18 protein-coding genes are annotated in these 20,542 nt (G+C 62.5%); 12 read left to right on the top strand and 6 right to left on the bottom strand.

Features of this window, described 5'->3' with window-relative positions; genetic code table 11:
- Positions 1-237 precede the first annotated feature (237 nt).
- The 8 genes from V3H56_RS14235 (at position 238) to V3H56_RS14270 (ending at position 8,570) form a co-directional block, all read left to right on the top strand.
- The gene (locus tag V3H56_RS14235; RefSeq protein WP_047738686.1) at positions 238-915 is read left to right on the top strand and encodes a thermostable hemolysin; all 678 of its coding nucleotides are present in this window, start codon (positions 238-240) and stop codon (positions 913-915) included.
- A complete protein-coding gene (locus tag V3H56_RS14240) occupies positions 905-2,386 on the top strand; it encodes an AMP-binding protein (protein WP_047738688.1) in 1,482 nt (493 codons plus the stop codon). Before V3H56_RS14235 ends, V3H56_RS14240 begins: the two co-directional genes overlap by 11 nt.
- Positions 2,383-3,057, top strand: coding sequence for an iron-containing redox enzyme family protein (locus V3H56_RS14245; protein ID WP_047738690.1), 675 nt, complete (start codon positions 2,383-2,385; stop codon positions 3,055-3,057). The genes V3H56_RS14240 and V3H56_RS14245 overlap by 4 nt, the downstream gene beginning before the upstream one ends.
- On the top strand, positions 3,044-3,853 hold the full coding sequence (locus tag V3H56_RS14250; RefSeq protein WP_047738691.1) for an SDR family oxidoreductase: 810 nt from the start codon (positions 3,044-3,046) through the stop codon (positions 3,851-3,853). The genes V3H56_RS14245 and V3H56_RS14250 overlap by 14 nt, the downstream gene beginning before the upstream one ends.
- Complete coding sequence (locus V3H56_RS14255) at positions 3,850-4,494, top strand: tetratricopeptide repeat protein (protein ID WP_053144681.1); 645 nt, start codon at positions 3,850-3,852, stop codon at positions 4,492-4,494. The genes V3H56_RS14250 and V3H56_RS14255 overlap by 4 nt, the downstream gene beginning before the upstream one ends.
- 11 nt (positions 4,495-4,505) lie before the next feature.
- On the top strand, positions 4,506-5,168 hold the full coding sequence (locus V3H56_RS14260) for a response regulator (RefSeq protein ID WP_042732275.1): 663 nt from the start codon (positions 4,506-4,508) through the stop codon (positions 5,166-5,168).
- Positions 5,165-6,535, top strand: a complete 1,371-nt coding sequence (locus V3H56_RS14265) for an ATP-binding protein (RefSeq protein ID WP_047738695.1) — start codon at positions 5,165-5,167, stop codon at positions 6,533-6,535. The genes V3H56_RS14260 and V3H56_RS14265 overlap by 4 nt, the downstream gene beginning before the upstream one ends.
- Positions 6,536-6,713: 178 nt before the next feature.
- Complete coding sequence (locus V3H56_RS14270; RefSeq protein ID WP_338473484.1) at positions 6,714-8,570, top strand: ABC transporter ATP-binding protein; 1,857 nt, start codon at positions 6,714-6,716, stop codon at positions 8,568-8,570.
- Positions 8,571-8,618: 48 nt separating this feature from the next.
- Here V3H56_RS14270 and V3H56_RS14275 read toward each other — a convergent pair whose 3' ends face one another.
- Positions 8,619-9,704 (bottom strand): MarR family transcriptional regulator, encoded by a 1,086-nt coding sequence (locus tag V3H56_RS14275; RefSeq protein WP_338473485.1) that lies wholly within the window; start codon positions 9,702-9,704, stop codon positions 8,619-8,621.
- A gap of 152 nt (positions 9,705-9,856) precedes the next feature.
- On the opposite strand from V3H56_RS14275, the gene V3H56_RS14280 reads away from it, so the two are divergent.
- Both V3H56_RS14280 and V3H56_RS14285 read left to right on the top strand, forming a co-directional pair.
- Entirely contained in the window at positions 9,857-11,080 is a 1,224-nt protein-coding gene (locus V3H56_RS14280; RefSeq protein WP_212802596.1) for a multidrug effflux MFS transporter, read from the top strand.
- 39 nt (positions 11,081-11,119) lie between these two features.
- On the top strand, positions 11,120-11,821 hold the full coding sequence (locus V3H56_RS14285) for an SDR family oxidoreductase (RefSeq protein WP_338473486.1): 702 nt from the start codon (positions 11,120-11,122) through the stop codon (positions 11,819-11,821).
- A 681-nt stretch (positions 11,822-12,502) separates the two neighbouring features.
- Here V3H56_RS14285 and V3H56_RS14290 read toward each other — a convergent pair.
- Positions 12,503-12,889: a hypothetical protein gene (locus tag V3H56_RS14290; protein ID WP_338473487.1), complete on the bottom strand. Its 387-nt coding sequence runs from the start codon at positions 12,887-12,889 to the stop codon at positions 12,503-12,505.
- A gap of 230 nt (positions 12,890-13,119) precedes the next feature.
- Here V3H56_RS14290 and V3H56_RS14295 point away from each other — a divergent pair, with 230 nt between their 5' ends.
- Positions 13,120-13,341, top strand: a complete 222-nt coding sequence (locus V3H56_RS14295; protein WP_338473488.1) for a hypothetical protein — start codon at positions 13,120-13,122, stop codon at positions 13,339-13,341.
- A 314-nt stretch (positions 13,342-13,655) separates the two neighbouring features.
- Here V3H56_RS14295 and V3H56_RS14300 read toward each other — a convergent pair whose 3' ends face one another.
- Positions 13,656-14,066 (bottom strand): NUDIX domain-containing protein, encoded by a 411-nt coding sequence (locus V3H56_RS14300; protein ID WP_123579082.1) that lies wholly within the window; start codon positions 14,064-14,066, stop codon positions 13,656-13,658.
- 290 nt (positions 14,067-14,356) lie between these two features.
- Between V3H56_RS14300 and V3H56_RS14305 the strand changes: the two genes are divergently transcribed.
- Entirely contained in the window at positions 14,357-14,641 is a 285-nt protein-coding gene (locus tag V3H56_RS14305; protein ID WP_338473489.1) for a hypothetical protein, read from the top strand.
- 340 nt (positions 14,642-14,981) lie between these two features.
- Here the strand turns inward: V3H56_RS14305 and fabF are convergent, their stop codons facing one another.
- The 3 genes from fabF to V3H56_RS14320 all read right to left on the bottom strand — a co-directional run bounded on the left by fabF (position 14,982) and on the right by V3H56_RS14320 (position 20,501).
- Positions 14,982-16,268, bottom strand: a complete 1,287-nt coding sequence (gene fabF / locus V3H56_RS14310; protein ID WP_338473490.1) for a beta-ketoacyl-ACP synthase II — start codon at positions 16,266-16,268, stop codon at positions 14,982-14,984.
- A gap of 67 nt (positions 16,269-16,335) precedes the next feature.
- Positions 16,336-19,395, bottom strand: coding sequence for an efflux RND transporter permease subunit (locus V3H56_RS14315; protein WP_338473491.1), 3,060 nt, complete (start codon positions 19,393-19,395; stop codon positions 16,336-16,338).
- Positions 19,392-20,501: an efflux RND transporter periplasmic adaptor subunit gene (locus tag V3H56_RS14320; protein WP_338473492.1), complete on the bottom strand. Its 1,110-nt coding sequence runs from the start codon at positions 20,499-20,501 to the stop codon at positions 19,392-19,394. The genes V3H56_RS14315 and V3H56_RS14320 overlap by 4 nt, the downstream gene beginning before the upstream one ends.
- Between the last annotated feature and the right edge of the window lie 41 nt (positions 20,502-20,542).

The following is a 20,542-nucleotide window of genomic DNA, read 5'->3' on the forward strand; positions in this document are numbered from 1 at the left end:
ATTAAATAGGTTAAACATATCCGGCGGTCCGGTCAGCGCAATGTAGCAGAATGGTTAATGCGCCAAAGGAATATATTTTCTTATGCTTATTCAGTAAAAGAATAAGTATTGACCAGCATATCCCTCCCCCTGGTCATCCACGACCCCACCCCGTCATTAACCCTTCTTCACCTTCAGACTTCGTTAAGAAACGGCACGGATACTTCGCTCAAATCCATTGAGGGAGGCGTTCTGCCCATGCCCGAGTCCGATTGGAACATCCCCCTGCCCCTGCACTTTGGCCAGGCTGAAACACCCCTGATGAGCCTGTCCGGTGCAGAGCACGGTGACGCTCAGCGAGCCGTATTCGAAGCGTTTATCCAACAGCGTTTCCGCAAGGCCCACGGTGCCGACATCCGTCAGTTCATGCCCCAGTTGTTGGGCGTGCACAACGGCACTGGCGAGCTCTGCGCGGTGGCCGGCCTGCGCCGCGCGCACCTTGAGCCGCTGTTTCTCGAACGTTACCTGCAAGCGCCGATCGAGCTGCTGGTCAGCGCAGCCGCCGACCGTACGGTGGACCGTCGCGTGATCGTCGAGGTCGGCAATCTCGCGGCCAGTGACACCGGCAGCGCCCGTCTGTGCATCATCGCCATTACCTACCTGCTGGCCATGGGTGGGCTGGAGTGGGTGACTTTCACCGGCAACATCGGCCTGGTCAACAGCTTCCACCGCCTGGGCCTCAAGCCGGTGACGCTGTGCGCCGCCGACCCCGAACGCCTGGGCGAGGAGCGCCATCACTGGGGCAGCTATTACGAAAGCAAGCCCTGGGTGCACGTGGGGAACATCCGTGCCGGGTTCATTCATTTACGCAACATCGGCTTGTTCACTCGCCTCGGTTTGCCCACGTCGATTGAAGGTGCCTGCCATGTCGCTTGAACTGCAGCGTTTCCAGGAAACCTTGCGCAGCCATGCCGGACGAAACGACGGCACCGTGGCGCTGTGGGGCGACACCCAGAAGATCGACTACGTGACCCTGTACGCCCAGGTGCTGTATCGCCAGGAGCGCTTGCGCGAAGAACAGGCGCACGTCATCGCCCTGGCGCTGGACAATGGCATCGAGGCGATGCTGTGGGACCTGGCCGCGCTGTGGGAAGGCGTGGCCTGCGTGACGCTACCGCCGTTTTTCAGCCCGGCCCAGCGGGCCCATTGCTTGATGCAGAGCCAGGCGACACGGGTCGTTGCCGAGCCGGAGCTTGCGGACGAATTAATCGCCGCTGGCTACACCCGGCGCGGTGAATTCTGGTGTCGCACCTTCGAGGGTGGGCAGCGCCTGCCGGCCGGCACCGCCAAGTTGACCTTTACATCCGGCACCACCGGCACGCCCAAAGGCGTCTGCCTGAGCGCCGACAGCCTGCTACGGGTGGCCAGGGAACTGGAGCAGGCCAGCCTGCCCAGCGCGCCGCAGCACCATGTGGCACTGCTGCCGCTGGCGATCCTGCTGGAGAATCTCGGCTGCTACGCCGCCCTCTACGCCGGAGCCACGTTGAGCCTGCCAAGCCAGAAAACCCTGGGCATCCAGGGCGCCAGCGGCGTGGACGTGCCGCGCCTGCTGAGCAACCTCGCCGACCGCAAGGCGCAGAGCCTGATCCTGGTGCCCCAGTTGCTGTTGATGCTGGTCAGCGCCGCCGAACAACAGGCGTTCGACCCGCGTCACCTGCGCTTTGTCGCGGTGGGCGGGGCTCGGGTGGCGCAAGACCTGCTGCACCGCGCGCAGCGGCTCGGCCTGCCGGTCTACGAAGGCTACGGCTTGTCCGAATGCGCTTCGGTGGTGTGCCTCAACCGCCCCGGCGCTCACCGGCCTGGCAGCGTTGGCAAACCCCTGCCCCATGTTGAAGTACGCCTGGCCGAGGACGGTGAAGTGCTGATCAAGGGCTCGACCCTATTGGGTTACCTGGGCGAACCGCTGCACACCGAACAATGGTGGCCGAGCGGCGACCTGGGTGAATTCGACGCCGAAGGGTTTCTTTACCTCAAGGGTCGCAAAAAGCATCAGTTCGTCACCAGCTTCGGGCGCAACGTCAATCCAGAGTGGATCGAGTCCGAACTGACCCAGCGCCGCCACATCGCCCAAGCCTTCGTGTACGGCGAGGCCCAACCACTCAACCATGCCTTGCTCTGGCCCCATCGCCCTGATTGCAGCGACGAGCAACTGGCCGCCGCCGTCGCCGAAGCCAACCAGGCACTTCCCGGCTATGCCCAGGTGCACCGCTGGACCCGCCTGCCCCAGCCCTTCAGCGCCGCCAACGGTTTGCTCACCGCCAATGGGCGTCCCCGTCGTGACGCCATCGTCGCTTTGTATCGCAACCAACTGACTGAATCCGCCCTTTCCGAGGAGCCTGCATCATGAGTTTTTTCGACACCCTGCAAGAAGCCACGCAACAGGAACGCCACGAGTTGTTCAACCTGCCGATCATCGTCGATGCGTTGCAAGGCCGGGTCAGCCTGGACAGTTATCGCGCGTTCCTGGCCCAGGCCTACTACCACGTGCGCCACACGGTGCCGCTGATGATGGCGTGCGGCGCGCGCCTGCCAACACGCCTGGAATGGCTGCGCAAGGCGGTGTGCGAGTACATCGAGGATGAATATGGCCACGAACAGTGGGTGCTCAACGATATCGCCGCATGTGGCGGGGACCGTGACGCCGTTCGAGACGGCCAGCCTTCGCTGTCGATCGAACTGATGACCAGCTTCCTCTATGACACCATCGCCCGAGGCAACCCGGTAGGATTGTTCGGCATGGTCAATGTGCTCGAAGGCACCAGCATCGCCCTGGCCACCCACGCCGCCGGCAGCATCCGCGAACGCCTGGCCTTGCCGGAAACCGCTTTCAGCTACCTCAGCTCCCACGGCTCGCTCGACATCGAGCACATGCAGACCTACCGCCGACTGATGAACAAGCTTGAAGACCCGGAAGATCAGGCCGCGGTGATGCATGCCTCGAAGGTTGTCTATCGACTCTACACCGACATGTTCCGGGGCCTGCCCCGTGAAGCGCAGGCACACCATGCAGCTGCATGAGGCGCGAGTCGTGCTGACCGGCGCCAGCGGCGGCATCGGCCTGGCGATCACCGAGACCTTGTGCGCGGCCGGTGCGCGGGTACTGGCGGTGGCGCGGCACCAAGACGCGCTGCTGGCCTTGCTCAAGCGCTATCCGCAGAACCTCAGTTGGGTGGCCGCCGACCTGACGTTGGCGGCCGACCAGGGCAAGGTGCTGGCTGCCGCCGAGAGCGTGGGCGGCATCAACCTGCTGATCAATGCGGCCGGGGTCAACCACTTCGCCATGCTCGAACAGCTCGACGACAGTGACATCCAGGGGATGCTGGCGGTGAACGTCGGTGCGCCGATCTGCCTGACCAAACGGCTGCTGCCCATGCTCAAGCAGGCGGACAGCGCAATGGTGGTCAATGTCGGCTCCACTTACGGCTCGATCGGCTACCCCGGTTATGCCAGCTACTGCGCGACCAAGTTTGCCCTGCGCGGTTTTTCCGAAGCCTTGCGCCGGGAACTGGCGGATACCCGGGTCAGTGTCCTGTACGTCGCGCCCCGCGCCACCCGCACCTCGATGAACAGCGCCGCCGCGCAAGCCTTGAACGATGCGCTCAAGGCCAGCGTCGACGACCCACAAGCCGTGGCGTCGGCGGTGGCCCATGCCATCGCCGGGGAGCGCCGCGATGTGTACCTGGGCTGGCCGGAGCGCTTCTTCGTGCGCCTCAACAGTCTGCTGCCAAACCTGGTGGACCGCGGCCTGCGCAAGCAACTGCCGCTGATCCGCCGCCTCAGTGAAAAAACCGAGAACGAGCCACCAAAACCATGAAAAACATCCTCGCATGCCTGTTGCTAGGCGCCCTCAGCCAAGGTGCCTGGGCAATGGACACCGCCGATCAGCAACGCCTCGATGGCATCCAGCAGAGCTGGGCGCACATCCAATACGAAATGCCGGAAAAACAGCGCGCCGCCGCATTCGAGCAGTTGGCGGCGCAAGCCACACGCTTCACTGCCGAACGTCCGGCGGTCGCTGAGGCCTGGATCTGGAAAGGCATCGTCACCAGCAGTTGGGCCGGCGCCGAGGGCGGCCTCGGAGCGTTGGGCAAGGCCAAGGACGCCAGAGCCGACCTGGAAAAATCCCTGAGCCTGGACCCCAAGGCCCTGCAAGGCTCAGCCTACACCAGCCTCGCCGCGCTGTATGACCGGGTCCCAGGCTGGCCGATCGGCTTTGGCGACAGCGACAAGGCCGAGCAACTGCTCAAGCAATCGCTGCAACTGAACCCCGATGGAATCGACAGCCTGTACTTCTGGGGCGATCACCTTTACCGTCAAAAGCACTACGCTGAAGCCAGGGCGGCGCTGCAAAAAGCCCTGCAAGCCGCGCCCCGTCCGGGCCGGGAAAGCGCCGATGCCGGGCGGCGCAAAGAGATTGCCGCGCTGATGGTGGACGTGGACAAAAAACTCGACTGATGGGAGTCCAGGTGCGTTTATTACTGATAGAGGATGACGTGGCCCTCGGCGAGGGCATTCAGCAGGCACTGGGGCGCGAGGGCTACACCGTGGACTGGCTCAAGGATGGCGGTAGCGCCCTGCACTCATTGCTCAGCGAAACCTTCGACCTGGCCGTGCTCGACCTCGGGTTGCCGCGCATGGACGGCCTCGACGTGTTGCGCCGCTTGCGCAATACCGGCTCGAACCTGCCGGTGTTGATCCTCACCGCTCGCGACGCCACCGAGGATCGCATCGCCGGGCTGGATGCCGGCGCGGACGATTACCTGGTCAAACCTTTCGACCTCAACGAACTCAAGGCCCGCTTGCGGGCCTTGTTGCGACGCAGTGCCGGGCGGGCCCAGGCGTTGATCGAGCACGCCGGCATCAGCCTCAACCCCAGTACGCAGCAAGCCAGCTACCACGGCCAGCCCGTCGCCCTGACGCCCAAGGAATACCAGCTCCTGCACGAATTGCTGTCACCGCCGGGCCGGGTCATCACCCGGGACCAACTGATGCAACTGCTCTACGGCTGGAGTGAAGAAGCCGAAAGCAACACGCTGGAGGTGCACATCCATCACCTGCGCAAGAAATTCTCGGCCGATCTGATCCGCACCATCCGTGGCGTGGGCTACCTGGTGGAAGAACGCCGATGACGTCGATCCGCCGCCGCACCCTCACCTTGATCATCGGCCTGCTGCTCGCAGGGCTCGCGGTACTCAGCGCGTTCAACCTGCACGACAGCAACCACGAAATCGCGGAAGTCTATGACGCGCAGTTGGCGCAAAACGCGCGGCTGCTGCAAGGGGTGATGCGCATGCCGTTGGCGGCGCAGCAGCATGCCGACCTGTACCGGGCGTTCAACGACGCATTGGCCGACGCGCCGTTGCGCGGCGACGGCCATCCCTACGAGCGCAAGATCGCCTTCCAGGTATGGAACCGTGCAGGCGACGTCCTGGTGCACACCGCCAGCGCGCCCTCCTTCCGCTCGCCGCCGACCCAGCCTGGGTTCAGCGACGTGGTGGACCTGAACAGCCGTCACTGGCGCGCCTTCATCCTCGAAGACCCACAGAACGGCCTGCGCATCTGGGTCGGCGAACGGGGTGACGTGCGCGCGGATCTGGTCGACCGGATCGTGCGTCACACGCTGTGGCCGAACGCGATCGGTAGCCTGCTGCTCGCAGCGATGGTCTGGCTCGCCATCGGCTGGGGCCTCAAGCCGCTGGCGAACATGGCGGCGACCCTGCGCGCACGCCACAGCGGCTCCCTCGAACCCCTGCAACTGACGCCGCTGCCCAGCGAGCTCGAACCCATGCAGGCGGCGCTCAACCGCATGCTCGCGCAGATACAGGAAGTGCTCGGGCGCGAGCGGCGCTTTATCGCCGACGCCGCCCACGAGATGCGCACCCCGCTGGCGGTGCTCCGGGTGCACGCGCAAAACCTGCAGGAGGCCGGCACCGAACAGGAGCGACGGGAGTCCCTGGCGTTCCTCATCGCCGGGGTCGATCGCACCAGTCGCCTGGTCAGCCAGTTGTTGACCATGGCCCGCCTCGAACCCAAGGCCGGCGCACCCGTGCTGGAGCACATCGACCTCAGCGAGACCGTGCGCAACAGCCTGGTGCAGCTCACCCCGTGGCTGTTGAGCAAGCACCTGGAACTGGCCTTCGACGTCAGCGACCAACCGTTCCATGTCCTGGCCGACGCGGCCACTGTCGACATCGCCCTCAACAACCTGATCACCAACGCCGCCAATTTCTCCCCGGAACACGGCGTGATCACCGTACAACTGACCCGGGTCGACAACTTCTACCAACTGAACGTCGACGACCAGGGACCGGGCATCGACGAGGCGGATCGAGCACGATTGTTCGAGCGGTTCTACAGCCGCGGCAGTCCACAAGGCGCGGGCCTTGGCCTGACCATCGTCGCCACCATCGCAACGCGTTTGGGCGGACGGATCGAACTGCTCAACCGGCCAGAGGGCGGCCTTCGGGCTACGTTGTCGATCCCTGTCAGAGAATAATCGTGCAAGCGCGCCTGACTTCCTCGCGATGCTGTTGTCAGAGATGACTTGCAGGGGGCGTTCAAGCGGCTGGACATGGGCGCGGCCTGCCCGGCTCACAGAACATCGGGCCGTACGCCCCTCAAGGCAGACGTAACATGGGACAATCACCCCCGACTTGATCCTTTCGGAGGCCACAATGCTTCGTGTGTTCGAACGAAGACTCGACCCTTTCCCACCTGATGAAGCGCCCCCGCCCCCGGTCGGCCTGACCCGTTTCCTGTGGGCCTGCACGCGGGGTGCCCGCGGTTACATCCTTGTGTTCGCGCTGTTGAGCGCCGGCGTGTCGATTTACGAAGCCTGGCTGTTCTCGTTTCTCGGGCAGGTCGTGGACCTGCTTTCGACCTGGCAGGCCGGCGGTGATGCACAGGGCCAGGAGAGCCGTGTGCTATGGGGGATCGGCATCGTACTGATCACCAGCATCGGGCTGGTGGCGTTGCGGACCATGGTCCAGCACCAGGTGCTGGCGATCAATCTGCCGCTGCGGTTGCGCTGGGACTTTCACCGGCTGATGCTGCGGCAAAGCCTTTCGTTCTTTTCCGATGAGTTCTCCGGTCGGGTCACGACCAAGGTGATGCAGACGGCGCTGGCGGTGCGCGAAGTGTTGTTCACCGTCATCGAGATCGCCCCCGGGATTGGCGTGTACTTCATTGCGATCATTGCCCTGGCCGGCGGTTTCGCCCTGAAACTGATGCTGCCGTTCATTGCCTGGATCGTGCTGTTCGGGCTCGCCATGCTGTATTTCGTGCCGCGCCTGGGACAGGTCGGCCAGGAACAGGCTCACGCACGTTCGTCGATGACCGGGCGCATCTCGGACGCCTACACCAACATCACCACCGTGAAGCTGTTCTCCCACTCCAAGCGTGAGGCGCACTTCGCGCGGGCGGCGATGGAAGATTTCAAGCAGACGGGCTTTCGTCAGATGCGCCTGGTCAGCCAGTTCGAGATCGTCAACCAGGCCCTGGTGGTGGCGCTGATCATCGGCGCGGGCGGCTATGCCTTGTGGCTGTGGCACCAAGGTGAAGTCGGCACCGGCGCGGTGGCGGCGATCACGGCCATGGCACTGCGGATCAATGGCATGTCGCATTGGATCATGTGGCAGATGACCTCGCTGTTCGAAAGCATCGGCACCGTGCAGGACGGCATGGAAACCCTCACCCGGGGGCCCAAGGTCCAGGACGCGCCTGACGCCAGCGTGCTGGTCCCTGCTGGCGGCGCGGTCACGTTCGACAACGTGAGCTTCAACTACAGCGGCGAGCGTCAGGTGCTCGATGGCTTGAGCCTGAGTATCCGCCCGGGCGAGAAGATCGGTCTGGTGGGCCGCTCCGGTGCCGGCAAGTCGACGCTGATCAACCTGCTGCTGCGCTTCTACGACGTGGACAGCGGCGAGATTCGCATCGACGGGCAAAACATCGCCAAGGTGACCCAGGACAGCCTGCGCAGCGCCATCGGCATGGTCACCCAGGACACGTCCCTGCTGCACCGCTCCATCCGTGACAACATCGCCTATGGCCGCCCGGACGCGACCGACGAACAGATCCACCAGGCCGCGGTGAACGCCCAGGCCGACGGGTTCATCCAACAACTGAGCGACCGCCAGGGCCACACCGGCTACGACACCTTGGTGGGCGAACGTGGCATCAAGCTTTCCGGTGGCCAGCGCCAACGCATTGCCATCGCCCGGGTGATGCTCAAGAACGCGCCGATCCTGTTGCTGGACGAAGCCACCAGCGCCCTCGACTCGGAAGTCGAAGTCGCCATCCAGGAAAGTCTCGATGAAATGATGGAAGGCAAGACCGTCATCGCCATCGCTCACCGCCTCTCGACAATCGCGGCCATGGACCGCCTCATCGTCATGGATGACGGACGCATCATCGAGCAAGGCACCCATGCCGAACTGCTCGCCAGGAACGGCACCTACGCCCGGCTGTGGCAGCACCAGAGTGGCGGGTTCCTCGGTGAAGACCAGGGGCTGACCGAGGCCGAGGCGATGTGATCAAGGGCCGGGCGCCCTTCACGGCGCCCGGCCCTATAGCCTGGGATGCTATTCGCCCGCCCCTCGCGCAAACGCCGCCAGCGCTTGTCGCGCCTCCCAATTGAGCGGCCAAGCCGCCTCGATCGCCTGGCCGACCGCCAGGAGCTCTTCGCGCAAGGCCTCGCCGGCATCGGTCAGCGCAATCAGCACTCGACGCTCATCGTCCTTGTCCCGCGTGCGTGTCACCCTGCCCGACGCCTCCAAGCGCTTGAGCAAGGGGGTGATGGTTCCGGTGTCCATGCCGAGCCTGGCGCCGAGGTCGCCCACGGTCCTGGGGGCGTCATTGAACAGCTCCAGCATCGCCAGGTACTGCGGGAACGTCAGGCCCAAGGGATCCAGCAAGGGCTTGTGAAGGCGCATCATCCGATTCGAAGCGCTGTACAAGGCGAACGACAGATGGGCGTCGAGTCCGGTTGCTGACGCCTGTCGCTCAACATTATCTAGCTTGCTAGATATTGTTGCGACAGGTTGCTTGTAAGCATCACTGCTTTCCTCGACTGGCGCCGATGTTGTGGGCTCCTGCGCCTGCCGATCAGCGGCGAGCAGTTCTTCATGGGTCGCCCGCAGGATGCGTGCGGAAAATGCCTGATCGTCGACCGCTCGGGCCAGCACCATCGCCCCCACTATCGAGGCGACAAAGCTGGTGGCTTGGTCTTCCCTCGAGCGACCAGGCCGCCATGGCAGGCCGGACTTCAACGTCTCGACCATGCGCGCCACCCGCTGAGTAAAGGAGCGGCGCATGCCGGGCTCACGCGCCACGTCAATCGCCAGCGCGGGCATGGCGCAGCCGGTTTCCGGGTGGTCCCGGTGCGACTCGGCAAGGTACATGGCCAGGAACGCTTGCTTGGGCACGTCACTGTTCGACAAGGTCTCGCGCAGCTTCTGCGCCAACTGATCCATCGCCCGTTCGAGGCTGGCGCACGCCAACACTTCCTTCGAGTCGAAGTGCGCATAAAACGCACCATGGGTCAGCCCTGACGCCTTCATCACCTCGGCAATGCTCGCCCCGGCAACACCCTTGGCACGAAACAGCCGAGACGCTTCTTCAACAATGCTCTCGTAGCGCTCTGCTGTCTGGTCCGAGGAATACCTCATGGAAACCTCCGTTTTTGTGCTTGACGGATTGCATGATGATCATCATGCTTGCCGCTAAATATGATGATCATCATACATAACAACGACCTTGTTGGCTGATTTTTGTCTCCTGGTCGCTCACCACAACCGCTTCGATCAACAGGCTTAAAGGGATGACGACTTCCGTAAGCGACTCCACCCAGGCACTTCAGCCCCTGACCGGGCGGACCGTGGCGCTGCTGGCAGGCCTGGCCGCCATCGGCATGCTCTCCACCAACATCATTCTGCCGGCATTTCCAGCCATCGGCGACGAACTCGGGGTGACCACCCGCGAGCTGGGGCTGACCCTCTCCAGCTTCTTCATCACGTTCGCGCTCGGCCAGTTGATCGTCGGCCCGCTCGCCGACCGTTACGGGCGCCAGAAGCTGGTGTTGGGCGGGCTGTGCGTCTTTGTCGTCGGCACCGTCATCGCAGGTTTCGCGCCGACCCTGGAGGTCATGATCGCCGGGCGCGTGGTCCAGGCGCTGGGCGTGTGCGCCACCTCGGTCCTGTCCAGGGCGATTGCACGCGACCTGTTCGAGGGCGAGACCCTCGCCCGCGCGCTGTCGTTGACCATGGTCGCCACGGCTGCCGCACCGGGGTTTTCGCCGCTGGCGGGCAGTGTGCTGACCGACACCCTCGGCTGGCGCGCCATTTTCATCCTGGTGGGGCTGGCAGGCATCGCCCTCGCCCTCTTCTATGTCCGCGGCCTTGGCGAAACCCACCCCGCTGACCGCCGGGCACCGCATTCGGCCAGGAGCGTGCTGCTCGCCTATCGGCGCCTGGCCCTGGACAAGCGCTTCATCCTGCCGGCCGTTTCCATGAGCCTTTTGATGAGCGGCCTGTTCGCCTCGTTCGCCGCGGCCCCGGCCATCCTGATGAAAGGCCTGGGCCTGACGTCGCTGCAGACCGGCCTGTACTTCGCCTCCACGGTGTTCGTGGTGTTCGCGGCGGGCATGGCAGCGCCGCGCCTGGCTCACCGCCATGGCGCGGCGATCATCGCATTGCTGGGAATCATCTGCGCCATGGCTGGCGGGGCCTTGCTGCTGGTGGGCCCGGCCAATCCAAGCCTGGGTGGCTACGCCCTGTCCATGATCACCTTTCTTTGGGGCATGGGGCTGGCCAATCCGCTGGGCACGGCCATCGCCATGGGGCCTTTCGGCAAGGAGGCCGGAATGGCGTCGGCACTGCTGGGCTTTGTCTCCATGGCCGCCGCCGCACTGACCACCTGGCTGGCCTCGGTCCTGCCTTTTGCGCCGGTCACGGCACTGGGAGGCATTCAGGTCACGGCGTGCCTGATTGCCCTGGTCCTGTTCGTCCTGCGAGGCAGCCTCGTCAAACAACCCCTGCGGGGCTGATGCCTCGCTTTCTCTTTCGTCAACACCTGGAGATTCAACATGCAAATCAAAGGCAGTGTGGCCCTGGTCACCGGCGCCAATCGTGGCTTGGGCAAGGCGTACGTGCAGGCCCTTCTCGCAGCAGGCGCCACCAAGGTGTATGCCGCGGTCCGCGACCCCGCCACCGTCGAAGCCCAACCGAACGTGGTACCACTGAAACTCGACGTCACGCGCCCTGAAGACATCGCCGCGGCGGTCGAGAGCGTGCAAGACCTGACGCTGCTGATCAACAACGCTGGCATCCACGGCAACCAATCGAAAGCCAACATCAGCCTGGAGAACCTTCGCCAGGAGTTCGAGACCAACGCCGTCGCGCCGCTGGCCACCAGCCTGGCCTTCGCACCGATCCTGGCCGCGAACGGTGGCGGCGCGATCGTCAACATGCATTCGGCCCTGAGCTGGGTCAACCTGCCCAACACGGTCACGTATTCGGCAAGCAAGGCCGCCGTGTGGTCATTGACCAACGGCCTGCGTTTGCAACTGGCGAGCCAGGGCACCCTGGTGGTCGGCGTGCATGTCGCCTTCGTCGACACCGACATGACACGAGGCCTCGAAGGCGTGCCAAAGGCCTCGCCCCACGACGTCGTCCAGCGTGTGCTGGAGGGCGTCATCAATGATCAGCCAGAGGTGTTGGCCGATGAGACGAGCAACCAACTCAAGCAGAACCTGAGCAACGGCGTCTACCTTAGGCCGATTGCTTAAGGACGCGAATGCGGGCTGCCGGGGGGAGCCCACCTCCCCCTGGTAAACACTCTATCAGTCTGGCTTTTTGAGGAAATCGAAAGCCTCCCCGGGGATGGAACAAATCGCGAATCACCATCTGACTACCTGCAAAGCGCGAATACCTCGTATGAGAACTGGTCCAACAATCGACCAAACACGGCGGATTGGCCAGCGCATTTATCAGCCATGACGGCAGAAACCGGTCAGAGACAAACGTTTATGAACGACCGCCTGCAACCCAAGCGGCCTTTTAAACTTAATCATCTGGGCCTGATTTTATGAGCAATAACTCGTAGGTCAGATCTGCTTCATGAAAGGTGGCGCACCACTCTTGAAAGCCCGATCGAGGCTCGCATGATAGGCGGACGATGATTCCGGAATCCGTGTTAAATGTTTCTTTGACGACTGCAATATCTCCTGGCACTGCATCACGAACATTTATCCAATCGACGTACAAAGCCTTTGTAGAATCGACGTGAGTCAACTTTATAAAATTCCCTTTCACAAGTGTCATAACCTCGGTCGATACCTCTTACAGATCAGAGAGAGAGTTGTTCGAATGACTGCCTGGCGAGCGCTATCAGTCAAGGCAGGCTGAAAACGGCCGCCCGATCCGCACCTGCTTCCAGCCAAAGAGCGAAAACTCTCAATTTGTGAGAGCTAGCCTCTAAGGGCACGTAATATTTCTCGGACCAACGGCTTCGTGTTTTTCTCACTGGGGTCAGTCTCAGGCGGGTCGCTACTACGGATCCACTCGCCTTGATCGAACGCTTGATAAAGCGAGAATGCAGGCTGAGGCATTTCGTTGGTCATACCCACCTCAACCACGGCATTCACGATCCCGTTCATGACGTCATCGCAAAAATCGTAGATCAAAGATCCCTGTAGATAACCTTCTGCAACCGCAACGGACAGCTCGTTCAGCACATCTTGCGGTGTGACATCAAACTCCTCACAAGTGGCGGCAATATCACCCAGGGTTAAACCCTCTGCGCCAGCTTTCATCGAAAGCTTCTCGAGCTCATTCTTCGGCAACACCCTGATCATGAGCTTCTTCCGGTTGGGTACGAAGGTACGCTTGCATCACTCATAAGCTTTCTATCCAACAGAGCGGCCGCAGAGCCGCCACATGTTCAATGCCATGCTGCAATACGGTTTCATTGACGGTCAACTTCAAATCCAGGCAATGTCCGTTTCGGGTTAGCAGCCGTCATTCCTTGCACCAACCAAACCGGCTGGGTACGCTCTGAAATCGCTTATAGCCACGGGAGGTGCATATGGAAAGCCATGCAGCATTGGAAATCGAAAAAGCTGCTTACGATGAGTTTCTGATCCAATGGAATCAAGACGCCTTCCAACAACAGAGGCTCGGTCAAGCCTTCTACAATTTTTTCAACCTTCATAAGCTCACGGATCAGAGATTGCTGACTGGTCTATATGACGCTGACGGTCAAAAAGCTACAGCCTTGATCTCCCGAATGTTCAACATCAGGCAGTAGCCGACGACCGGCCAAGAACAACCGGTGGGATTGGATTGCACCGAGTTCTACTAGAGATTATTAACATGCTGGTCGAACGCCAAAGATGCCACCAAGGATACATACGAGCAATGCTTATCCGCTCTAGAAAAATCTCACTTTGGGTGTGCGAAGAATGTGAGGCGACGTGGAAGAGTCAGGTTGAAGTAAACGTCAGCAAGTTTGAAGACTACGGAACGTTGATGGCCGGTATCAGACGCAGTCCTTTATGGTCAGAGCTGGAACCACAGTAGTGGATGCCGGCCTGACCACCCCAGGAAAAGCTGTAAGCGCACTTAGGCTTCAGTGAGCCTTTTCCGAAGAAAGCTCAAAGCATCCCTGAAAACCTGATGCCAACTCTCAGAGGGCTCGCTCACGAGAGGATGCCAAAAGAATCTGAATTCATGGCCTCCATCATCTTCTGCAAAATGCACCCAAGTATCTGGAAGGTCTTGGGCAACATGACATTCATGAAATGCCCATGTTTGTCCAGTTACGATGGAGCGCCGCTCCCCCAAATGTCGCCCAACTGTCGAATGAATCCCTGCTTCTTCTTTCAGCTCTCGAACCGCAGCCAGGTCGGCTGACTCACCTGGCTCGACACTGCCTTTGACCAGCTGAAAGCCTGCTAATGGATGCTCGAACGCTAAGATTTCAAGCGTTTCGCGGACTCGCAGAACTACAGGACAAGATTTATCTGCTTCCATGCCGTCACACCTACCCCAATCCTTACGCGTGAGTCGGGAAGCATAAGCGAAGCAAGCTGTCATCGAAACCGGAGAGGACGAAAGATTCGCAAGGTGTGTTTAACATCCGCTTACCAACAATTTTCATAACGTGGCTATTCCTGTTCATCCGCGAGTCAAGATGGCAGGTGCATCAGGTTAGGGACTTCACTGTTCGCTTCTGGCCGAAAGCTGACGACCTCAAAACCCCTGAATCGGCCAGGCGAACGATAGGTTAGGATATGGAGTCCCCTCACGTAGGTCTTCATTACATGCATTTGATCTGCGAAGTTGAAGAAATCTTCGAAGTCAATGGTGTCGGTTGCGTGATTTGCCCTGGCATCCCTCATGACTTTCCGCACCCGGTACGTTCAAGCGTGGCACTTGTTATTGAAACACCAATGGGGGACAGAATCGAAACCACCCTACAAAATCTGATGTGGGTTCGTGGGGGCAAGCAACGTCTTCACGACCCGTTTAGCATAGCGGGTGACATTCAGAAGACAGATATACCGTTGGGTAGCCGTGTTTTTCTTCTTCACGGCTCCAAAACCTAAGAAGCAAAACAGAGGGACAGATTCATATTGTCCGCTGCCTCGGTAAATAAATCCGTCCCTTTACCGCTGGTGGTCGGCGTGCATGTCGCCTTCGTGGACACGGACATGACACGAGGCCTCGGCCCACGATGTCGTCCAGCGTGTGCTGGAGGGCGTCATCAATGATCAGCCAGAGGTGTTGGCCGATGAGACGAGCAACCAGCTCAAGCAGAACCTGAGCAACGGCGTCTACCTTAGGCCGATTGCTTAAGGGCGCGAATGCGGGCTGCCGGGGGGGGGGGGGGGGGAAAGTCCACTTTCCCCCCGGCAAACGTTCCCACGCTAACAGCTCACTGGAACATCAAGCATCCCAGCGCCGCAGCAACAAGCTGGCGTTGACGCCGCCAAAGCCGAAGCCGTTGGACAGCGCATGAGTGATCGGCATTTTTCGCGCGCTCAGGCCGACCAGGTCCAGCCCCTCGGCCGCTTCGTCGGGGTGATGCAGGTTCAGCGTGAGCGGCACGATCTGGTCGCGCAGGGCCAGCACCGTGAAAACCGCTTCGATCCCCCCAGCCGCGCCCAGCAAATGCCCGGTCGCGGATTTGGTGGAGGTGATCGCCACGCCGCGATCGCGCCCGAACACCGCGCCAATCGCCGCGAGTTCGCCGCTGTCGCCGACTTGAGTGGACGTGGCGTGGGCGTTGATGTGCTGCACGTCCGCAGGGCTGACAGCCGCCTGACGCAGCGCCTGTTCCATGGCGCGCCGGGCGCCGTTGCCGTCTTCCGGGCCGGCCGTCAGGTGGTAGGCATCGGCGCTGGTGCCATAGCCGACCAGTTCCGCCAACGGCGTGGCCCCACGGGCCAGGGCATGCTCCAGGGATTCGATCACCAGCACCCCGGCCCCTTCGGCCATGACGAACCCATCCCGATCCCGATCAAAGGGCCGCGACGCTTGCTGCGGATGCTCGGCGAAGCCGGTGGACAGCGCCCGGGCCGCCGCAAAGCACCCCAGGGTCACACGATCGATCGCCGCCTCGGTGCCGCCGCACAGGGCGACGTCCGCCTCACCGCTGCGGATCAGCCGCGCCGCGTCACCGATCGCCTGCACGCCGGCCGCACACGCCGTGACAGGTGCACCGAGCGGGCCTTTGAAACCGTGCCGGATGGACACGTGCCCGGCGGCCATGTTGGCCAGGAACGCCGGCGCGGTGAACGGTGACAAGCGACGCGGCCCGCGGGCATCCGTGGTGCGGACGGCGTCGGCAATGGCGCCGAAGCCACCCACACCCGACGCGATGATCGTCGCGGTGCGCTCCTGCTGCTCGCTGCTAGTCGGGTGCCAGCCCGCTTGCGCCAGCGCTTCATCGGCAGCCACCAGGGCGAACTCGATGAAGCGGTCCATCTTCTTGCGATCCTTGGCCGAAATCACTCGTTCCGGGGCATAGCCGGCGACGGCATCATCTTCCAGCGACGGCACTTGGCCGCCCACGGCAACTCCCGTGCCTTCGGTGATGGCGTCAGCCAGCCGACGGATGCCGGACTGGCCGGCCAACAACCGTCGCCAGGCCTCCTCCACCCCACAACCCAATGGGCTGACGAGGCCGACACCGGTGACGACGATTCGCTTCTGACCTGTGGGACTCAACATAAGCACCTCTTCGTTTTTCAATCGACCCGCCCTTCACCAGCCTGACGCACACTGGCCGCAGCCTGCTTCATTGCGCCGGATGACCGGGACGGATCTTGAACCAGATGGAATACATCGCCGGCAGGAACACCAGCGTCATGATGGTGCCGACGAACGTACCGCCGATCAGCGTGTAGGCCAGCGTGCCCCAGAAGACCGAGTGCGTCAGCGGAATGAACGCCAGGATCGCCGCCAGGGCCGTCAACAACACCGGGCGTGCACGCTGGACCGTGGCCTCGATGACGGCGTTGAACGGATCCAGCCCTTCCTGCGCGTTGTGATGGATCTGCCCGATCAGGATCAGCGTGTTGCGCATCAGGATGCCCGACAGCGCGATCAGCCCGACCAGCGCGTTGATGCCGAACGGCTGATGGAAAATCAGCAAGGTCGGCACCACGCCAATCAACCCCAGGGGCGCTGTGAAAAACACCATGATCATCGCCGAGATCGAACGCACCTGGATGATGATGATCAGCAGCGTCAGGGCAATCATGATCGGCACCAGCGGCACGATCGCCTTGCCGGCCTTGCCCGATTCCTCGATGGCCCCGGCCTGCTCGATCCGGTAACCCTGGGGCAGCGTGTCGATGATCGGCTGCAATTGCTTGATGATCGCGCTCGACACGTCCGGCGGCTGCAAGCCTTCGGCGATGTCGCCGCGCACGGTGATGGTGGGCGTGCGGTCACGCCGTCGCAGGATCGGGTCTTCCATGCGCACATCGACCTCGCCGACCTGGGACAGGGGAATGCGTTGGCCCGTGGCCCCTACCAGGGTAAAGCCTTCGATCCTGGCCGGATCGAGACGGATGTCCCCCGCGGCCCGACCGACCACCTGCACCGAGCGGATGTCCTCGCGCACCGCCGTGATCGGCACGCCCGCCAGCAGGAATTGCAGCTGCTGGGCAACGGCGCTGGAGGTCAGCCCGACCGCCTGCAAACGGTCCTGGTCCAGGTTGAAGTGCAGCGTCGGCGTCAGCGGTCCCCAGTCGGTGTTGACGGTCCTCATCAGCGGGCTGGTTTGCATGACGTCCTGGACGCGACTGGCGATCTCCCGCAGTTTCGACGGGTCAGGCCCCATCACCCGGTACGCCACCGGGAACGGTGAGTACGGACCGAAGACGATCTGCGTGGCCCTGACCCGCGCCTCTGGAGCGAGCCCTTCGGCCACCGCTTCGCGCAGCCGGAACTTGAGGGTTTCCCGGGCTTGCTGATCGTCTGTCAGCACCACGATCTTGGCGAACGATGGATCCGGCAGCTCCGGCGCGATCGCCAGGAAGAAACGCGGCGCCCCCTGCCCGACGTAGGCGGTGATGATCTTGGCTTCCGCCTGCTTCTGCAGCCACGCCTCGACCTTGGCGGTGGTGGCGCTGGTCTGCTCGATGGAAGTGCCATAGGGCATCTGCACTTCGATCATCACCTCGGGGCGGTCGGAGGTCGGGAAGAACTGTTTCTTCACCTGGCCCATGCCCAGGATGGACACGGCAAACAGGGTGATGACCGTGCCGGCCACCAGCCATTTACGCGCGATCACCCGCGCCAGGATGCGACGAAAGCGGTTGTAGCGTGGCGTGTCGTAGATGGCTGCGTGCCCGCCTTCGACCTTTTTGATGTCCGGCAACATTTTCACCCCCAGGTAAGGAGTGAACGCCACCGCGACGACCCAGGAGGCGATCAGCGCGATGCCGACGATCCAGAACATGTTGCTGGTGTATTCGCCGGCAGTGGACTGGGCAAAGCCGTTGGGCATGAAGCCGATCGCCGTCACCAGCGTACCGGAGAGCATCGGCGCGGCCGTGTGGCTCCAGGCATACGCGGAGGCCTTGATCCGGTCGTAGCCCTCCTCCATTTTCACCACCATCATTTCGATGGCGATGATGGCGTCGTCCACCAGCAACCCGAGGGCCAGGATCAGCGAGCCCAGGGTGATCCGGTCGAAGTTCTTGCCGGTGGCCGCCATCACCACGAACACGATGGCCAGGGTCAAGGGCACAGCCGCCGCGACCACGACCCCGACGTGCCAGCCCATGCTGATAAAGCACACAACCATCACCACCAGCAAGGCGACGAAGAACTTGACCATGAACTCGTCGACCGCCGAGCTGATGTTGACCGCCTGGTCGGTGACCTTGGTCAGCGTCATGCCCAGCGGCATTTCTTCATTGATCTTGCTGGTCTCGGCATCGAGCGCTTTGCCCAGATCCAGGCCGTTCCAGCCTTCGCGCATGATCACGCCCAATAGCAACGCCTCTTCGCCATTGTTGCGCACCAGGAAGGTCGCCGGATCTTCATAGCCGCGCTCCACCGTCGCCACGTCCGAGAGCTTCAAGGTCCGGCCCTGGATGGACAGCGGCGTGTCGCGGATTTTTTCCAACTTGTCGAAGGCGCCATCCACCCGCAAAAAGACCTGTGGCCCATGGGTTTCGATGGAACCGGCGGGGGTCAGCACGTTCTGGCTGTTCAGGGCGGCGAAGATATCCTGGGGAGACACCCCCAGGGTCGCCAGCCGATCGTGAGAAAAGGAAACGAAAATACGCTCGGCCTGCTCGCCGATAATGTTGACCTTCTTCACCCCTGCCACGTGCAACAGGCGCTGGCGCAGAACCTCGGCATCACGCGCCAGCAGGCGCTGCGGCTCGCCCTTGGCCTTGAGGGCGAACAACGCAAACGTCACGTCCGAGTACTCGTCGTTGACTAACGGCCCGATCACCCCCGTCGGTAACTTGGAGGCTTCGTCGTCGAGTTTCTTGCGCGCCTGATAAAACTCCTCCTGCACCTGTGAAGGCGGCGTGCGGTCCAGCAGCGACACCATGGTGAACGCCAGGCCGGGACGGGTGTACGTTTCCGAGCGGTCGTACCATTTCAATTCCTGCAGGCGTTTTTCCAGGGGCTCGGCCACCTGGTCCTGCATCTCCTGCGCCGTCGCGCCCGGCCAGGCCGTGATCACGGTCAGTTGCTTGACGGTAAAGGGCGGATCCTCCGCGCGGCCCAGCGTGAAGAAGGCCAGGGTTCCGGCGACAGCAATCAGAAAAATCAGAAAGACCGTAATGGAGCGCTCGCGCACCGCGAGAGCCGAAAGGTTGAGGCTCATTGGTGGCTCCCGGCGACCTTCACATCGTTTTGTGGCAGCAGCCTGACGGACTCACCCTCACGCAACAGATGGGCGCCCAGGCCGATGATCTGCTCGCCGACATTGAGACGGCCGGTGACGCGTGCCGCGTCATCGCTCAAGCCCAGGACCTGCACCGCTCGCCAGGTGACTTTGGCCGGCTCACCGTCGATGGCCCACACGCCTACGCCATTGCCCGGGTCGTACAACGCCGCGATCGGCACTTGCATCACCGGCCCCTGGGCCGCGCCTTCGGCGATGCGCAGCGTCACCGTCGAACCCAGCGGTGCGTTGGCCAGTGCGCCTTCGAGCACATAGCGCGCTTCGAAGGTGCGGGTCACCCGGTCTGCCGAATCGGACAGCAACCTGAGTTTCGCGGTGACAGCTGCGCTGGAGCGACCATAAAGCGTCGCTTGCGCACTCGAGCCGACGGCGGGCCGCAGGGTTTCCGGCAACTGCACGACGGCTTCGCGTTGCCCGGCTCGCGCCAGCCGGACCACCGGTTGCCCAGGGCTGACGACCTGCCCCGGCTCGGCCAGCGTTTCCATCACCACACCGTCGGCGTCGGCGACGAGCACCGCGTAGCCGGACGCATTGCGAGCCACGTCGGCCTGCGCCTCGGCAGCGCTGAGCTGGGCCTTGGCGGTGTCGGCGGCGGCTTTGATCTGGTCGTAGCCCGACGCCGAAATCGCGCCGGCGGCCACCAACTCACGATACCGCACTTCATCATCCGCGGTTTGCTTGGCCCTAGCGCGTGCGGCCGTGACCGCTTCTTGCTGGGCCCGCGCCTGCAAGCCCAGGTCGATCGGGTCCAGGCGCATCAAAGGTTGACCCTTTTTAACGGTCTGGCCCGCATCTACCAATCGCTCCAGCACCTTGCCGGAAACACGAAAGCCCAGGTCACTCTGAACCCGGGCGGCCACGACGCCGGTGAAAGAACGGGCACTGGCAGAGGCCCCCTGCACTTGCACCACCCTCACCAGAGGAGCAAGCGTGCGCGGATCGGTGGCAGTGGATGAATCGCCACACGCCGTGAGGACGAGAGGCAATACGCAAGCGGCCAGGGTGACAGGTCGGAGCCGGAGCATGGGTTCCCTTTATTGAGCAGAGGACGGGGAGCTCATTCTTG

It is taken from the genome of Pseudomonas sp. MS646, from assembly GCF_036693845.1.
Taxonomy (GTDB): Bacteria; Pseudomonadota; Gammaproteobacteria; order Pseudomonadales; family Pseudomonadaceae; genus Aquipseudomonas; species Aquipseudomonas chlororaphis_E.

Bases quoted from the DNA above. Each gene is read 5' to 3' on its own strand.
- V3H56_RS14315 (WP_338473491.1), bottom strand. From the start codon at position 19,395: ATGAGCCTCAACCTTTCGGCTCTCGCGGTGCGCGAGCGCTCCATTACG.
- V3H56_RS14275 (WP_338473485.1), bottom strand. From the start codon at position 9,704: ATGAGGTATTCCTCGGACCAGACAGCAGAGCGCTACGAGAGCATTGTT.
- V3H56_RS14240 (WP_047738688.1), top strand. From the start codon at position 905: ATGTCGCTTGAACTGCAGCGTTTCCAGGAAACCTTGCGCAGCCATGCC.
- V3H56_RS14235 (WP_047738686.1), top strand. From the start codon at position 238: ATGCCCGAGTCCGATTGGAACATCCCCCTGCCCCTGCACTTTGGCCAG.
- V3H56_RS14265 (WP_047738695.1), top strand. From the start codon at position 5,165: ATGACGTCGATCCGCCGCCGCACCCTCACCTTGATCATCGGCCTGCTG.
- V3H56_RS14280 (WP_212802596.1), top strand. From the start codon at position 9,857: ATGACGACTTCCGTAAGCGACTCCACCCAGGCACTTCAGCCCCTGACC.
- V3H56_RS14320 (WP_338473492.1), bottom strand. From the start codon at position 20,501: ATGCTCCGGCTCCGACCTGTCACCCTGGCCGCTTGCGTATTGCCTCTC.
- V3H56_RS14285 (WP_338473486.1), top strand. From the start codon at position 11,120: ATGCAAATCAAAGGCAGTGTGGCCCTGGTCACCGGCGCCAATCGTGGC.
- V3H56_RS14300 (WP_123579082.1), bottom strand. From the start codon at position 14,066: ATGGAAGCAGATAAATCTTGTCCTGTAGTTCTGCGAGTCCGCGAAACG.
- fabF (WP_338473490.1), bottom strand. From the start codon at position 16,268: ATGTTGAGTCCCACAGGTCAGAAGCGAATCGTCGTCACCGGTGTCGGC.
- V3H56_RS14290 (WP_338473487.1), bottom strand. From the start codon at position 12,889: ATGATCAGGGTGTTGCCGAAGAATGAGCTCGAGAAGCTTTCGATGAAA.
- V3H56_RS14305 (WP_338473489.1), top strand. From the start codon at position 14,357: ATGCATTTGATCTGCGAAGTTGAAGAAATCTTCGAAGTCAATGGTGTC.
- V3H56_RS14270 (WP_338473484.1), top strand. From the start codon at position 6,714: ATGCTTCGTGTGTTCGAACGAAGACTCGACCCTTTCCCACCTGATGAA.
- V3H56_RS14245 (WP_047738690.1), top strand. From the start codon at position 2,383: ATGAGTTTTTTCGACACCCTGCAAGAAGCCACGCAACAGGAACGCCAC.
- V3H56_RS14255 (WP_053144681.1), top strand. From the start codon at position 3,850: ATGAAAAACATCCTCGCATGCCTGTTGCTAGGCGCCCTCAGCCAAGGT.
- V3H56_RS14295 (WP_338473488.1), top strand. From the start codon at position 13,120: ATGGAAAGCCATGCAGCATTGGAAATCGAAAAAGCTGCTTACGATGAG.
- V3H56_RS14250 (WP_047738691.1), top strand. From the start codon at position 3,044: ATGCAGCTGCATGAGGCGCGAGTCGTGCTGACCGGCGCCAGCGGCGGC.